Annotated in this window: 14 protein-coding genes and 1 tRNA gene; 7 read left to right on the forward strand and 8 right to left on the reverse strand. The window is 36.9% G+C overall.

Annotated features, from left to right (window positions below; all coding sequences use genetic code 11):
* Positions 1–23 precede the first annotated feature (23 nt).
* Together A9970_RS27340 and A9970_RS27345 are read left to right on the forward strand one after the other, a co-directional pair.
* A complete protein-coding gene (locus A9970_RS27340) occupies positions 24–2,465 on the forward strand; it encodes an outer membrane beta-barrel family protein (RefSeq protein ID WP_182984394.1) in 2,442 nt (813 codons plus the stop codon).
* A 368-nt stretch (positions 2,466–2,833) separates the two neighbouring features.
* Positions 2,834–3,814, forward strand: a complete 981-nt coding sequence (locus A9970_RS27345; protein ID WP_182984395.1) for a DUF1080 domain-containing protein — start codon at positions 2,834–2,836, stop codon at positions 3,812–3,814.
* Between the two features lie 39 nt (positions 3,815–3,853).
* Here A9970_RS27345 and A9970_RS27350 read toward each other — a convergent pair whose 3' ends face one another.
* Together A9970_RS27350 and A9970_RS27355 are read right to left on the reverse strand one after the other, a co-directional pair.
* A complete protein-coding gene (locus tag A9970_RS27350; protein ID WP_153847232.1) occupies positions 3,854–4,147 on the reverse strand; it encodes a Smr/MutS family protein in 294 nt (97 codons plus the stop codon).
* A gap of 45 nt (positions 4,148–4,192) precedes the next feature.
* Positions 4,193–4,612: a hypothetical protein gene (locus A9970_RS27355; protein ID WP_182984396.1), complete on the reverse strand. Its 420-nt coding sequence runs from the start codon at positions 4,610–4,612 to the stop codon at positions 4,193–4,195.
* 282 nt (positions 4,613–4,894) lie between these two features.
* Between A9970_RS27355 and A9970_RS27360 the strand changes: the two genes are divergently transcribed.
* Positions 4,895–5,878 carry a hypothetical protein gene (locus A9970_RS27360; protein ID WP_182984397.1) on the forward strand — a complete coding sequence of 328 codons (984 nt, stop codon included), beginning with the start codon at positions 4,895–4,897 and terminating at the stop codon, positions 5,876–5,878.
* A 160-nt stretch (positions 5,879–6,038) separates the two neighbouring features.
* Positions 6,039–6,785: a copper homeostasis protein CutC gene (locus tag A9970_RS27365; protein WP_182984398.1), complete on the forward strand. Its 747-nt coding sequence runs from the start codon at positions 6,039–6,041 to the stop codon at positions 6,783–6,785.
* Between the two features lie 33 nt (positions 6,786–6,818).
* Here A9970_RS27365 and A9970_RS27370 read toward each other — a convergent pair whose 3' ends face one another.
* The gene (locus A9970_RS27370) at positions 6,819–6,998 is read right to left on the reverse strand and encodes a hypothetical protein (protein ID WP_046671880.1); all 180 of its coding nucleotides are present in this window, start codon (positions 6,996–6,998) and stop codon (positions 6,819–6,821) included.
* 33 nt (positions 6,999–7,031) lie between these two features.
* Positions 7,032–7,102: transfer RNA gene (locus tag A9970_RS27375), tRNA-Cys, on the reverse strand.
* Positions 7,103–7,550: 448 nt separating this feature from the next.
* Here A9970_RS27375 and A9970_RS27380 point away from each other — a divergent pair.
* The 3 genes from A9970_RS27380 to A9970_RS27390 all read left to right on the forward strand — a co-directional run bounded on the left by A9970_RS27380 (position 7,551) and on the right by A9970_RS27390 (position 10,387).
* Positions 7,551–8,183 carry a porin family protein gene (locus A9970_RS27380; RefSeq protein ID WP_070562978.1) on the forward strand — a complete coding sequence of 211 codons (633 nt, stop codon included), beginning with the start codon at positions 7,551–7,553 and terminating at the stop codon, positions 8,181–8,183.
* Positions 8,184–8,299: 116 nt separating this feature from the next.
* Entirely contained in the window at positions 8,300–9,436 is a 1,137-nt protein-coding gene (locus A9970_RS27385) for an AI-2E family transporter (RefSeq protein WP_153847229.1), read from the forward strand.
* A gap of 264 nt (positions 9,437–9,700) precedes the next feature.
* Positions 9,701–10,387, forward strand: a complete 687-nt coding sequence (locus A9970_RS27390; protein ID WP_182984399.1) for a porin family protein — start codon at positions 9,701–9,703, stop codon at positions 10,385–10,387.
* Positions 10,388–10,456: 69 nt separating this feature from the next.
* Here A9970_RS27390 and rpsJ read toward each other — a convergent pair whose 3' ends face one another.
* From rpsJ to rpsL, 4 genes are all read right to left on the reverse strand, one after another.
* Positions 10,457–10,762 carry a 30S ribosomal protein S10 gene (rpsJ, locus tag A9970_RS27395; protein WP_028070501.1) on the reverse strand — a complete coding sequence of 102 codons (306 nt, stop codon included), beginning with the start codon at positions 10,760–10,762 and terminating at the stop codon, positions 10,457–10,459.
* A gap of 78 nt (positions 10,763–10,840) precedes the next feature.
* Positions 10,841–12,964 carry an elongation factor G gene (fusA, locus tag A9970_RS27400; RefSeq protein WP_153846788.1) on the reverse strand — a complete coding sequence of 708 codons (2,124 nt, stop codon included), beginning with the start codon at positions 12,962–12,964 and terminating at the stop codon, positions 10,841–10,843.
* 131 nt (positions 12,965–13,095) lie between these two features.
* A complete protein-coding gene (gene rpsG, locus A9970_RS27405; protein ID WP_046671863.1) occupies positions 13,096–13,563 on the reverse strand; it encodes a 30S ribosomal protein S7 in 468 nt (155 codons plus the stop codon).
* 19 nt (positions 13,564–13,582) lie between these two features.
* Positions 13,583–13,996, reverse strand: coding sequence for a 30S ribosomal protein S12 (gene rpsL / locus A9970_RS27410; RefSeq protein WP_079641421.1), 414 nt, complete (start codon positions 13,994–13,996; stop codon positions 13,583–13,585).
* Positions 13,997–14,451: the final 455 nt, after the last annotated feature.

The raw sequence follows: 14,451 nt of genomic DNA on the forward strand, positions 1-14,451 counted from the left end.
TTAAACCAGTTAAAATTATAATTATGAAGCATTTAATATTGGTGCTAATGGGCATGCTATGTCTTCACTTTTCATTCTCGCAAGTTCAGACCGTAAAGAAATCAAACGAGATCATATTAAAAGGGAATGTTACCAATAAAAGTAATGGTCGGCCAATTCCTTTTGCTACAATTCATTTTTCGGCTTTGGAGAGTCTACACGAGGAAAAATATGTAGTCTCGTCAGATAGTATGGGTATATTCAATCTAAAAATCGTAAGAGGTGATTATCTGGTACGAAGCACCATAATAGGATATTTACTATTCGAAGACAAAATTAATACAGATAATTTTATAGCTGAAAAAAGATTAAATATAGAATTAACCTCAGAATCCAAGATGCTTGAAGAAATCACAGTTGAAGGTAAAAAAAAGAATATGGAAATGGTTCCTGGTGGGTTTAAATATAATGTCGGAGGATTGGCATCTTCTACCTCAAATAGTCTCGAATTGCTTCGTAGAGTACCTTTGATGATGTCGGATGGTGCTACTAATATCCAACTACAAGGAAAGGAACCTGTAGTCTATATCAATGGAAAAAGATTACTTCTAAGTGGTCAGGATCTTGCAAATTATCTAAAACAGATTCCCTCGATTGATATAGAGAGTGTTGAAGTTCTGACAAATCCGACGTCAAAATATGATTCTGATGGAGAAGCGGGAATATTGAATATTAAATTAAAACAAAAATCAATCAGCGGATTGTTTGGAAATATAAGTTCTAATGTGTCTACACTGTTTGGTACGGATCAGGGGGGAACTATTAATTATAGAAAAGATAAACTAGATCTTTCTGCGAGCTACAATTTTACTTACCGCGAAGATCACTATGTAAGGAACAACCGTTTTAATAATAAGCTTTTACCGGACTCTAGTCGTTTTTTTAAACAAGATATGGTTTCTGATAAAGCGGATCGAGGACATTCGGCAAAATTTGCTATAGCATATTCTTTAGATTCAAGTAGTACTTTATCAGGTAGTTTCTGGGCCGCGTTTTATCATTCTAATAGTCCTTGGATTATAAATTCTGAAATAGTTGACAATGAAGGTTTACTAACAAGTAAATATACACAAAATGATAAAAATCTAATAAACAACAGATTTTTATTATATGATTTGGCATATGAAAAGAATTTCAGAAATAAAAGTAAATTGAATATTGCCGGCAATATTTCTAGATATAACAATAAGGCCCTAAATAGTTATGATCGCATGTTTTTTAATACAGATGGAAGTCCAATTGAAGATAAATTTGCTGAGGATCGAAAGATGGAAACGGAGCGTCCATACAAATCTTATTCGGGAACTATAGATTATTCAAATAAATCGTTTTTGAATGGTGAAGTTAATTTGGGAATGAAATATACAAGCACCACTACAGAAAGCAGTTTCCGAAATTATTTATATGATAGCTCAAAACAGAGGTACATAAATGACGGGCAACTCAGTAGTGAACTCAATTTTAACGAAACTATTGCGGCGGCATATGGTAGTTATTCCAAGAAACTCAACCATTTTTCATATCAAATAGGACTTAGATTCGAGGCTTTTAAATATGACCTTAATACTACTCAGTTGGAAGATGCCTATAGTAATGACTACAGTAACTTATTTCCAAATTTAAATATTAGTTATAGTAAAGGAGAAAATGCTCCAAGATATTCGTTATCATATGGAAGAAGAATTCAGAGACCACGATACCCTATGTTAAACCCTTTCCTCAATACTTCGATGCTTGGGCTTTACACTCGTGGCAACCCTGTTCTTCAGCCTTATTTTACCGATAAGATAGAATTTCAGATCTCTAAAAATTATGGTAAAGGAAATTTCGTCATGCTTTCAGCCTCTTTCAACCAATCCAACGACATGTATAATAGTGCGATACGCTTTGATGAAAAGTATAATATGCCAGTTTCTGACTATGAAAATAGTTGGATCCTCAAACAATATGGAATCTATCTAGTCACTCAGAATAAGTTTGGAAGGTTTAGTATTAATACATATCTATCAGGAGGATATAACAATTTTAACTCAGGTACTAAGACAGATCAGTTTTTTTCCGAAATGTTTTCTTTTGTAGGTAATGCTAATCTATCCTATGATTTTACTAAGAGTACAAATATATGGTTATTCGGATACTATGTGTCAAATTCAACCATGTTTCAGACAAAAAATCTAGCTACTGGCTCTATTAGCGCTGGCATACAACAGAAATTACTGAAAAATAAACTGGCACTTTCAATGAAAATTGAAGACATGTTTAATATTAATGACCATCCAGTAATGATTATGAATCAATCTTTTAATCTGGATGTTAATAATAAGCTGAAATCAAGGTATTTAAGTTTTGGCGTCCAGTATAATTTTGGGAAAACTTTTGGAAAGAAAAATACTATTGACCAAAAGAAAGATAATAGAACTGAATAACAAATTATTGTGTAAGTAAACCGAGTTCCGGAAAGATGCGGTTGGCACTTTTTTTTAGGCATTATGTCATTAAGGCCAGTGAATTTGCTCGGAACTCGCAAATTCTGATAGTCATAGAATATGGAGGGGTATGCCACGTAAACAAATGTTCGGGGTTTTGTTTGGGAAAAGTGGGGCTGAGTCAATCCTGCCACCCCGACTAGAAAAGCTCTAACGAAAGTTAGGGCTTTTTTCGTTTCAGGACAAAAAGGCGAACCTACGACCGGATGCATTCTTCGCATTTTTTAACATTATATCCTTGTAAACCCGCTGTTAAACAGTTAAATTGCTTGAAATTTATTGTCAATTAGAATATAAACATAAATAATATGAACAGAAAAGCGGCATTTCTTTTAGGAATTTTGGCCTCTTGTGCATTACCGCAAGTAACCTTTGCTAAACATTCAATCGGAGAATCCATCCATTATCAACAAGATGTAGAAGGCAAAGAGCTGATTGGTCGATGGGACATCGAAGTTGATGTTAATGGTACCCCTGCACCATCCTGGTTAGAGGTAAAATTGTCGGGCTATAGAACTTTAGTCGGTCATTATGTAAGTACTTCCGGAAGTGCTCGGCCAGTTTCGCAGGTGTTTTATGAGAAAGGAAAGTTTAGATTTGCTATCCCCCCTCAATGGGAAGGTGGAAAGATGAATTTAAGTGTTGAGGGCGAGGTTGTGAACGGTGTGTTGCAAGGGACAATAACAGAACCTGATGGGAAAACATATCGCTTTAAAGGTGTTCGTGCTCCGGAGCTGAAGCGAACAGCTGCGGTAAAATGGGGTAAGCCTATTCAGCTGTTCAATGGTAAGGATCTGTCTGGATGGAAAGCTACTGGTAAAACGAATCAGTGGGTGGTGAAAAACGGAATTTTGACTAGCCCGCAATCTGGTTCTAATTTAGTCTCTGAGCAAAAATTTGAAGATTTTAAATTACATGTTGAATTTAAAATTCCAGCAGGAAGTAATAGCGGTGTCTACTTAAGAGGTCGTTATGAGGTTCAGATAGAAGATAGTCCCAAGGATGCACATCCCAATGCTGTGCTTTTCGCAGGGGTATATGGTTTCTTAGCTGCAAATGAAATGGTCAATAAAGGAGCCGGAGAATGGCAGACCTATGATATTACATTGGTAGGACGTCTAGTGACGGTTGTGGCAAACGGAAAGACTGTTATCAGTAACCAAGAAATCCCTGGTATAACGGGCGGTGCTTTGGATAGTAAAGAAGCAGAGCCGGGACCAATTTATTTCCAAGGGGATCATGGTCCCGTGGAATTCCGAAAAGTGATTATTACTCCAGCTATTAAATAGCATAACATGATACAAAGGCTATCTGAAAAGGTAGCCTTTTTAAATCCCTATGATAACGACTACAATATCTTCATTCTGATAGGAGGTGTAATAGCGTTCAATGGAGCCGTGAGCCTTGTACTCTTGCAGCTCTTCAAAAACCATTTTTTTTAACATTCCTTTTCCCTTGCCATGAATAAACTTTATTTCGTTCATTTCCCAATAAATAGCTGCATCTAGATTAGATCGCATAAAATCAATGGACTCTTGTAAGAGCTCCTCTGGCGAATAATCTTCCCAATCGTCAAGAAAGGTGTCGGTGTGTAAGTCAACGATAGCTGGTGGTTTGCGCATTTCTCAATATTTTACAATGCTGCAAAAGTATAATAAAACGGCGACTTAATAGGTTAAGTCACCAACGAAATCAATCGCTTGGGCAAATTTTTCATACCATTTTTTGATAATAGCTGCAATTTCATACTCTTCCGCATCGGCATGGTTGAGCATGAGTAACTCGATCGATTGGAGTAGCTGTTTGAGGTCTAGAAAATAACCGTCGAAATCCCGGAACGCAGACACGGTATCCCGAATAAGCAGCATGGCATCATGTCGAAGTGTAATCATATCATGACGTGAAGATATTCGGTCCAGCAACCATTCCTTTTGGAAATTGGAGTCAATATGTCTGTTGCAAGCCTGATTAAAAAGCAATTCAAATTCAACAATTTGATGTTTCAGGTCATATATAGCTTTTTGGAGCTCTTCAAAAGTACTGATGATCTTTTCTTGGGTCTCCATGTTTTTTGATATAATTGCCATGATATTTTACTTAAAAATGTATGCGCTTGGTTTTTAGTTATTTAAATAAAAGCATGTAAGGTATATACAAATAGTTCAGCCGAATGTTTTACATGTCTAAAATTCGGTTATGACTTTTGAATATAAAAGAAGAGGTCGAACCTAAAATGGAACTGAGTTTTTTCGGTTTTTGGTTCGGTTTCAAATGGTATATTTTTTTGAAGTCTAATTTAATTAATACTATTTAATTTTAGGTATATTTAATATCCTGTATTACTGTTAATACAGTGTAAATGTTTAATTATGTTAGCATCTAGTTTTGTTGAGTTCTTTAACAAGAGCAGGCCCTATGTCCTTTTTTTAGCACTGCTGCTGGTGTGCGGCTTACCCATGTGTCATGGCCAATATAAGCTCAAAGATTCTACAAAATTTATAAACGATCAGTTGCCGAGGTATCTCGGAAGAATGGGGAAGATTAAATCTAGAAATTATCCCCTTGTTGGCCGTGAAGCAATCTTGCGGATATTACTGAAAGACTATTACGTGTATAGACTGGTGTCAGGAGAAGATAGTTTGGATAGAGAACGTTATCCTGCTTTATGGAATCCTCTTTCGGTACAGACATTTAAAACGCTAAATACGCGTGATATGTTTAGTTACTGTATGCTTGCCCCTGAGTTTGAGATGCAAAATTGTGGTTCCTTGGGCCGGTTGAAAGGTCAACATATATTTGGAGTCTTTTATCGAGGGGACATACCGCTGGAATATTGGAGCAATAGACAGTTGGTCGCTTTGCATGGAAATAGAGATTCTGTTGTACGATATGTGGACCAGATGTGGTCTACACTCGATTTCATTGGTGAGAACACCAAAGATTTAGCGGTTGAATTGATGATGTGGGAGTTGATACCAAAGGTGTTGGATAAGTTGATTCTGACGCCAACGGACAACGATCTATATGCTTTATTGGTGCAAATAATGATGCGTCTGAAATTCAAACCTTTTGAAGATTCAGCTATTTATGAGCAATTGTATGGTTCGGCATCTTATATAGGAAGTCGAATTGAAAGCAATGCAGAAAATCGGAATGACATTATGAAATTCGCGCGGGAATGTTTTGAAACGCTAAATACATCGCCTGGCTTCCAATTGCCAACTTATATCAAACGGGAGCGTTTCTTAGATCCACCTTCTTCAAGGGAGCTGTCAGATCGGACGAGCACTTCGAAAGGACCAGATTGGAAGTGGAAAAAAGTAGATGTACCACATTATAAGCTAAAGCTGTAGATCTTTGTCTAGAAACAAAATTTCTTACGCAGGTAAAGTATCTTTTTGCCTTTAGTTTTTTCTAATTCTTGTGCTATGTTGACCACCGGGAGGGGAGTAGGTTATTTGCTTTTTTTTTACGTTATTCGCGTAAACGAAAAATAGCTTAAAATATAATATAATGATGGAAAAGGCGATCGGAAATTACCAATTAGAGATATGTTCAAATTCCGTAGCATCAGCAATTGAAGCCGAACAAGGGGGAGCGACCCGGATAGAGTTTTGTCAAAATTTGGAAAATGGAGGGACTACACCTTCGTTTGGTCAGTTGCAGTTAGTGCGGGAACTGGTGAATATTGGTATTCATGTGCTTATCAGGCCGCGTGGAGGTGATTTTCTTTATACAGAGACCGAGATCTTAGAAATGATAGCAGATATTCAGTTGTGCAAGGAATTGGGGATAGATGGTGTTGTAATAGGTATTCTGAACGCAGATGGTACGGTGGATAAAGTGAATACTTTGCGATTAGTGGAAACTGCGCGTCCCATGCATGTTACCTTTCATCGTGCTTTTGATCGCGTGGAAGATCCTTTTCAGGCATTGGAAGATGTCATCGAACTGGGGATAGATCGTATTTTGACATCTGGTCTGCAAAATTCTGCTTTAGCTGGAGTTCCATTACTCAAGCAGTTAGTTCAACAAGCAAATGGCCGTGTTGTGATTATGCCTGGTGCAGGTGTAGATGCAGCTAATATAGTTCATATTTTAGAGCAAACTGGGGCAGTTGCAATACATAGCTCGGCGAAAGAATTGCATGTGTCGAAGATGAGGTTTAACCAGAGTCAGGTCAATGGAATGGATGAGGCACAGTGGATGAGCTCAAAAGAAAAAGTCCACCAAATGGTGGACCTATTAAAAAGCCTTTAAAGTACTACTTTAAAGGCTATTAAATTCTTCTTACTATTTAGCTTCTGAAGCTAATTGATTTAAGATAGCATCGTTTTTAACGATTTGGTTGCTAGCTTTCATTTTTGATCTAGAACCTAACTCTACGTTAGTTCCTAATTTCAAAAACTGAACTTCAACACGTGAAACAGTTTTATTTCTTCTATCTTTTCTTTTTAAACGTGTAACTCCCATTTTGATAATATTTTTATTGTTTAAAATAAAACGAGGTCGGAAGCGGATTCGAACCGCTGTAGGAGGTTTTGCAGACCTCAGCCTAGCCACTCGGCCATCCGACCCTATTTTTTTCCTTTTGAAGGTCTGCAAAAATAAAACTTATAATTGGAATTAAAAAATCTTTATGATAAAACTTTTATGTTTTTAAGCATTGGTCTGAAAACCAAGCTGGTATTTTGCTGTGTGATCCTTTGAGCAATGGTCAGCAGGAACATACCGGACGGGTTTAAGCATAGCATGACAAAGACGTTTTAATAAACTATGTTATTCATAGGAATAAAAAATTGAATTGTGCCTCACCGAGCTGTCAAGTGGAAATGGACTCCATTCACTGTATCTTTTATTGGACAATGCCAAATGGTCTAATGTAAGTTTTTTATCGTGTTTTAATTTGGTAATTAATGATTTATGGATTTTGGAATAGATATTGCAAATGGTAATGTAATAAATCTCGTACAGGAAATTATGAGATTAAATGATAAAAGAAGAAAGTAAATTAAATTAGGAAACATGAAAAAACTATTATTATCTGCAGCAATTTTATTTGGTTCATTAGGAGCCTTTGCACAAGGTGGATTGGGATACGGGCTACGTGCGGGGGTAAATATTCCTAAATATTCATTTGAAAATGGAAGTTCTGAATCTAACACAGGTTTTTTTGTAACGGGTTATTTAGATGCACCTATTTCTCCAAACTTTTCCATCCAACCGGGGTTGTCTTTGCAAAATAAAGGTGGTAAATATACAGCAACTTCTGATAACGCGACAGGTGAGTTAAAACAAAGTATAATGTCTTTGGATATCCCTGTAAATGCTGTTGCTAAATTTCCTACGGGAGGATCTGGTAATTTCTTTATTGGAGCTGGCCCTTACGTGGGATTTGCACTTAGTGGTAAAAATAAATTTGAGGCAAGTTCAAATAATGCTAGTGTAAAAAGAGAATGGGATGTAAAATTTGGTAGCGGAGATGGTGATGAATTAAAACGCACCGATTTCGGTATAAACTTCTTGGCAGGCTATCAACTATCAAATGGTTTTCAGATAAATGCTGGTTACGGACTTGGTTTAACTAATTTATCTCCAGTATCTAACCTTTCAACGAAAAACCGCGTTTGGTCTGTGGGTATTGGCTTCGGACTATAAGAAATATAAGTACTTAAACTTATTATGAGGAAAGAGTCCCTGCATTTGTGGGGACTTTTTTATTGGATTAAACTTAAGTCGTCTGAAATTGTTATTTTTATTCAAAAGATTGCTGCATGAAAAGATTTCTTCCTTTACCCTTTTATGTCAAGTTGGCCTGTATACTCATCAGTATACTTTTATTGGGATACTTGGCAAAGATTGGAGATACTATACTCATCCCTATGATTTTGGGCTTGTTATTCTCTCTACTGTTGATTCCGTTAAGCAATTTTTTAGAGCGGAGGCTTAGGTTCCCGAGGACGTTGGCGGGGATATTAAGCGTAATCCTGTTTTTCGGCGTTTTAGGGTACGGACTTTTTCTTTTAGCCTCCCAGCTTACACTTCTTAAGGAAGATTTTCCAGCTTTTAAACAACAAATAATGGATGGTGTTGGTAATTTACAGACTTGGGTAAGCCATCAATTTGGAATTCAGCACAAAGATCAGATTGATTTTATCAATAAAACAGCATCGAAGTCTGTAGATTCGGGTACTTTATTCCTAGGGACAGCATTGGTTTCCCTTTCGTCGCTATTTATTTTATTTGTCTTTACCTTTCTTTACACATTTTTCTTACTTATATACAGAGGACACATTGTTAAGTTCCTTTTATTTGTGAATCGCGTAGAGGACAGACCTATCGTTCTAGATGTCGTTAAACAGGTTCAGTATGTGGTCAAAAAGTATCTTATTGGATTGCTGATCCAAATGAGTTTGGTTTCTTTATTGGTTTTTATAACGCTTTCGATTATCGGTGTAAAATACAGCTTATTGCTCGCTTTGATAACTGGCGTCTTTAACGTTTTGCCCTATGTTGGTATTTTTTCTTCGATGCTTATCATTGCGATTCTGACCTTTGCAACCTCGTCATTCACGCATGTGGTGCTGGTGATGCTTGCTTTGATTATTGTACATCTGATTGATAGCAACTTTATTGTCCCTAAGATTGTGGGTTCTAAAGTGAAAGTTAATTCGCTGTTTGCGATGCTTTCCATTATTATTGGTGAAATGATCTGGGGAATTTCGGGGATGTTTCTGGCCATTCCAATTTTGGCTATCGTTAAGATTGTGATGGACCGGATCAAAGAACTTAAACCTTGGGGATTTCTTTTAGGGGAAGAAGATAGTAAAGATGAGGTATATAAGGATTTATTTGGGACGTTAAATCCTCTTGAAAAGAAGATTATAGAAGAAAATGAGACGAAGGGGTAATTTTTTTAGAATTGAAAGTTTAATACGAATGGTATTATCATTTTTAAAGTCTAATATTAGAATTTGAACTAATTTCTAAATTATATAGTGAGGTCAAGTCTTTCGAAATAAGGTTCGGATATCTTAGTAACACTGCATGAACAAAGGCTATACCGTCATACAAATTTCCAGATTTTGACTTAGCAAAAGGATTAATTCCACATGTCGAAGAATCTGGAGGTCAGTTTGAAGTGTATTGTCGATATATATTGGGTTATTTAATAAATGGATAACTATTTTTCTCTTGTATTTCAGGAAATTTTAACCTATTTTCGTTTTATATATAATTTGTTATTAATGAAAAGAAAGTTACTCTCAATCGCTGCGCTATTATGTTTTATTACTGGTGCAAAAGCACAGACTTCTTATGGTTTTAAGGCTGGTGCAACTTTTCCTAAAATGACCGCGTCACTAGGAAGTGTATCTGTTTCGACAGAATCATCTACGTCATTTTATTTGACGGGCTACTTAGACGCTCCTTTGGCAAATAATTTTTCTATACAGCCTGGTTTATCGCTTCAAGGTAAAGGCGGGAAAGGATTGACACTTATTGACTTTGAAGAATTGGGAAATAATGTGAAATTGGATTTAATGTATCTAGAGTTACCTGTAAATTTTGTATATAGTATTCCCACAGGAAATTCTGGAAATGTTTTCTTAGGAGCTGGACCATATGCTGGATTAGGGCTGTCCGCAAAAGCCAAAGCGGAAAATGTGAAAATTGACGTCGGTTTTGGAGATAATAAATTGAAGCGTTTTGATGCCGGAATTAACTTTTTAGCGGGGTATCGTCTATCAAATGGCTTTTTGATTAATGGTGGATATGGCTTGGGACTAGTTGATATGGCGGGGGGTGAAGGAGGTTCTTTAAAGAATCGCGTTTTTTCAATTGGAATCGGTTATCAGTTATAATCTAGGCTAAAATATAAAAAGGGGCTTTTCTCGCGAAAGGCCCCTTCTTGTTTCAGTGACTGAAATCTATCACACTTTGATTTCTACTTCAACACCTGAAGGTAATTCAAGTTTCATCAATGCGTCAACAGTTTTAGCGTTTGATGAATAGATATCCAACAATCTTTTGTAAGCACACAATTGGAATTGCTCACGTGCCTTTTTGTTAACGTGTGGTGAACGTAATACCGTGTAGATTTTTTTCTCAGTAGGCAATGGAATAGGACCACTAACAACTGCACCTGTAGGTTTTACTGTTTTTACGATTTTTTCAGCTGATTTGTCAACCAAATTGTAATCGTAAGATTTCAATTTAATTCTGATTCTTTGGCTCATAGTATATGATATTATTTAAAAATGACCGCTGATTAGAGCTATTAACAACCAGCGGTCGGTTTATTTTTGAGTTCTATATTATTCTACAGAACCTTTGATTTTACCTTTTGATTTTGCAATCACCTCTTCAGCAACGTTACGAGGAGCTTCAGCAAAGTGATCAAATTCCATTGTAGAAGTTGCACGACCTGAAGTGATTGTACGTAATTGAGTTACGTAACCGAACATCTCAGAAAGTGGAACCAATGCTTTGATTACTTGTGCACCGTTACGTGAATCCAAACCTTGCATTTGACCACGACGACGGTTTAAGTCACCCATTACATCACCCATGTTTTCTTCTGGTGTTAAAACCTCTATTTTCATAATTGGTTCCATTAACACTGGAGAACATTTAGGTAATCCTTCACGGTATGCTTGACGAGCAGCTAATTCGAAAGACAATGAATCTGAATCGACAGCGTGGAATGAACCATCAATCAAACGAACTTTCATTCCTGATAATGGGAATCCTGCTAATACACCATTTTTCATTGAAGTTTCAAATCCTTTTTGAACTGAAGGGATAAATTCTTTAGGAATTTTACCACCAACGATTTCATTAACGAATTGAAGCGGTGATTTTGATAAATCGAAATCTTCATCCGCTGGAGAAATAACAACTTTGATATCCGCGAATTTACCACGACCACCTGATTGTTTTTTGAATACCTCACGGTGCTCAGTAGTACCGTTGATAGACTCTTTGTATGATACTTGAGGAGCACCTTGGTTAACCTCAACTTTAAATTCACGTTTCAAACGGTCGATCAAGATCTCTAAGTGAAGCTCACCCATACCAGAGATAACTGTTTGACCAGTTTCTTCGTCAGTTTTAACAACGAATGTAGGATCCTCTTCAGCCAATTTACCAAGACCAATACCTAATCTATCAACGTCAGCTTGAGTTTTAGGCTCAATTGCCAAACCAATTACTGGCTCAGGGAAAGTCATAGACTCAAGAATGATAGGTGATTTTTCGTCACAAAGTGTATCACCAGTTTTGATGTCTTTGAAACCTACAACAGCACCGATATCACCAGCTTCGATGAAAGGGATAGGGTTTTGTTTGTTCGCATGCATTTGGAAGATACGAGAGATACGCTCTTTGTTTCCTGAACGAGTGTTCAATACATAAGAACCTGCATCTAACTTACCAGAGTAAGCACGGATAAAACATAAACGACCTACAAATGGGTCAGTCGCAATTTTAAAACCTAAAGCTGCGAAAGGCTCGTTTACAGATGGTTTACGTGTGATTTCTTCACCAGTATCAGGGTTAGTACCTTTTACAGCCTCGATATCAAGAGGTGAAGGCAATAATTCCATTACTAGATCCAACATGGTTTGAACACCTTTGTTTTTGAAAGATGAACCACATACCATAGGAACGATCGCATTATCTAATACTGCTTTACGTAAAGCATCTAAGATTTCGCGCTCAGTTAACGAATTCGGATCTTCGAAGAATTTCTCCATCAAAGTCTCATCATAACCAGCTACTGCTTCTAATAATTTTTCACGGTATTCAGCAACTTCGTCCAACATATCCTCAGGAATAGGAACTTCAGTAAAGGTCATACCTTTATCATGCTCATTCCATACAATACCACGGTTGTTAATTAAATCAACAACACCAGTGAACGTATCTTCAGCGCCAATAGGTAATTGTAATGCTACAGCATCAGAACCTAGCATTGATTTTACTTGACCAACAACTTTTAAGAAGTCAGCACCTGAACGGTCCATTTTATTAACGAAACCGATACGAGGAACAGCATAGTTATCTGCCAATCTCCAGTTAGTCTCTGACTGAGGCTCAACACCATCAACCGCAGAGAATAAGAATACTAATCCGTCTAATACACGTAATGAACGATTTACCTCAACCGTGAAATCCACGTGTCCAGGAGTATCGATAACGTTAACTTGGTATTTATTACCACGGTATTGCCAGAAAACTGTCGTAGCAGCAGAAGTAATTGTGATACCACGCTCAGCCTCTTGCTCCATCCAGTCCATTGTTGAAGCACCTTCGTGAACCTCACCAATTTTATGGTTTACACCTGAGTAGTAAAGGATACGCTCAGTTGTTGTAGTTTTACCAGCATCGATGTGGGCAGCGATACCGATATTTCTAGTGAATTTTAAATCTCTTGCCATAATATTTTTAAGCAGCGGACCTTAATGGTCTTATGTGTTTAAATGTAATGTTAAATAAGTACACCGACCTTGATAAAAGATTATTTTTATCGGAGGTCGGTGTAATCATATTTTTTTGAATGTCTTCAAAATTAGAATCTGAAGTGTGAGAACGCTTTGTTAGCTTCCGCCATTTTGTGCGTATCTTCTTTCTTCTTAACAGCAGCACCTTCACCTTTAGAAGCTGAAATGATTTCTCCTGCTAATTTTTCGAACATTGTTTTTTCACCACGTTTACGAGCGTATGAAATTAACCATTTCATACCCAAAGCGATTTTACGATCTGGACGAACTTCCATAGGAACTTGGAAGTTTGCACCACCAACACGGCGTGATTTAACTTCAACAGCAGGCATAACGTTGTTCAAAGCTTTTTTCCAAGCTTCTAAACCGCTTTCTTGTGTTTTTTGTTCTACTAATTCTACTGCGTCGTAAAAAATAGAATAAGCGATAGATTTTTTACCATCTACCATCATATTGTTTACGAAACGTGTTACCTGAACGTCATTAAACTTTGGATCAGGTAAAATGATTCTCTTTTTCGGTTTTGATTTTCTCATTTTTCTTTCCTCCGTTTAATTATTTCTTTTTACCTTTTGCTGGAGCTGCAGCTACTTGTCCTGGTTTAGGACGCTTAGTTCCATATTTAGAACGACGTTGGTTACGACCTGCTACACCTGAAGTATCTAATGCACCGCGGATGATGTGGTAACGTACACCTGGTAAATCCTTAACACGACCACCACGGATCAATACGATCGAGTGCTCTTGTAAGTTGTGACCTTCTCCAGGGATGTAAGCGTTGACCTCTTTACCGTTTGTTAAACGTACACGAGCTACTTTACGCATTGCTGAGTTTGGTTTTTTAGGGGTAGTAGTATATACACGTGTACATACACCTCTTCGCTGTGGACATGAGTCCAACGCTGGTGACTTACTCTTATCAACCAGAGCTACTCTACCTTTTCTAACTAATTGTTGAATAGTAGGCATTTACCTGTTTTTGTTTATAAATTTTTTTACCTTAAATATTTTAAGTTCGCAAAGATACTTATTCCCTTTTGAATATGAAATAGTTAGTGTATAAAATTTAGATTATTTTTTGAATTGGTGTTACTCGTTTCTTTATTATAATCACGTTTCTTTAGTATTCTGTGCTCCTGACTACCCATTATCCTTTTGCTGTGTGTTAAACGAACCGTTTAGTATTTTTCGTCATTCGTAGCTTTGCTTCAGGAAACTAGTCTGCATGGAAGCTGAATATCCTCGTTTAGGCAACAATGGGCAGATTATATATGATTTTCAACAATGACTATTCAATTCATGAAGGTTTGTTGTACACGAATATGGACGATTATAGGGTAGCAAGACGGCAAAAAGTTATTTAATATAGGTTTCTTCTTATAAGCACTGTAAGTTGTTCTTTCTCTGTGTAGTACTCTTTAAAT

Origin of the sequence: Sphingobacterium sp. UME9 (assembly GCF_014170215.1) — a bacterium.
Lineage (GTDB): Bacteria > Bacteroidota > Bacteroidia > Sphingobacteriales > Sphingobacteriaceae > Sphingobacterium > Sphingobacterium paramultivorum.

Bases quoted from the DNA above. Each gene is read 5' to 3' on its own strand.
- A9970_RS27350 (WP_153847232.1), bottom strand. From the start codon at position 4,147: ATGCGCAAACCACCAGCTATCGTTGACTTACACACCGACACCTTTCTT.
- A9970_RS27385 (WP_153847229.1), top strand. From the start codon at position 8,300: ATGAAAAGATTTCTTCCTTTACCCTTTTATGTCAAGTTGGCCTGTATA.
- A9970_RS27390 (WP_182984399.1), top strand. From the start codon at position 9,701: ATGGATAACTATTTTTCTCTTGTATTTCAGGAAATTTTAACCTATTTT.
- A9970_RS27345 (WP_182984395.1), top strand. From the start codon at position 2,834: ATGAACAGAAAAGCGGCATTTCTTTTAGGAATTTTGGCCTCTTGTGCA.
- rpsJ (WP_028070501.1), bottom strand. From the start codon at position 10,762: ATGAGCCAAAGAATCAGAATTAAATTGAAATCTTACGATTACAATTTG.
- A9970_RS27365 (WP_182984398.1), top strand. From the start codon at position 6,039: ATGATGGAAAAGGCGATCGGAAATTACCAATTAGAGATATGTTCAAAT.
- fusA (WP_153846788.1), bottom strand. From the start codon at position 12,964: ATGGCAAGAGATTTAAAATTCACTAGAAATATCGGTATCGCTGCCCAC.
- rpsL (WP_079641421.1), bottom strand. From the start codon at position 13,996: ATGCCTACTATTCAACAATTAGTTAGAAAAGGTAGAGTAGCTCTGGTT.
- A9970_RS27370 (WP_046671880.1), bottom strand. From the start codon at position 6,998: ATGGGAGTTACACGTTTAAAAAGAAAAGATAGAAGAAATAAAACTGTT.
- A9970_RS27380 (WP_070562978.1), top strand. From the start codon at position 7,551: ATGAAAAAACTATTATTATCTGCAGCAATTTTATTTGGTTCATTAGGA.
- rpsG (WP_046671863.1), bottom strand. From the start codon at position 13,563: ATGAGAAAATCAAAACCGAAAAAGAGAATCATTTTACCTGATCCAAAG.
- A9970_RS27340 (WP_182984394.1), top strand. From the start codon at position 24: ATGAAGCATTTAATATTGGTGCTAATGGGCATGCTATGTCTTCACTTT.
- A9970_RS27360 (WP_182984397.1), top strand. From the start codon at position 4,895: ATGTTAGCATCTAGTTTTGTTGAGTTCTTTAACAAGAGCAGGCCCTAT.
- A9970_RS27355 (WP_182984396.1), bottom strand. From the start codon at position 4,612: ATGGCAATTATATCAAAAAACATGGAGACCCAAGAAAAGATCATCAGT.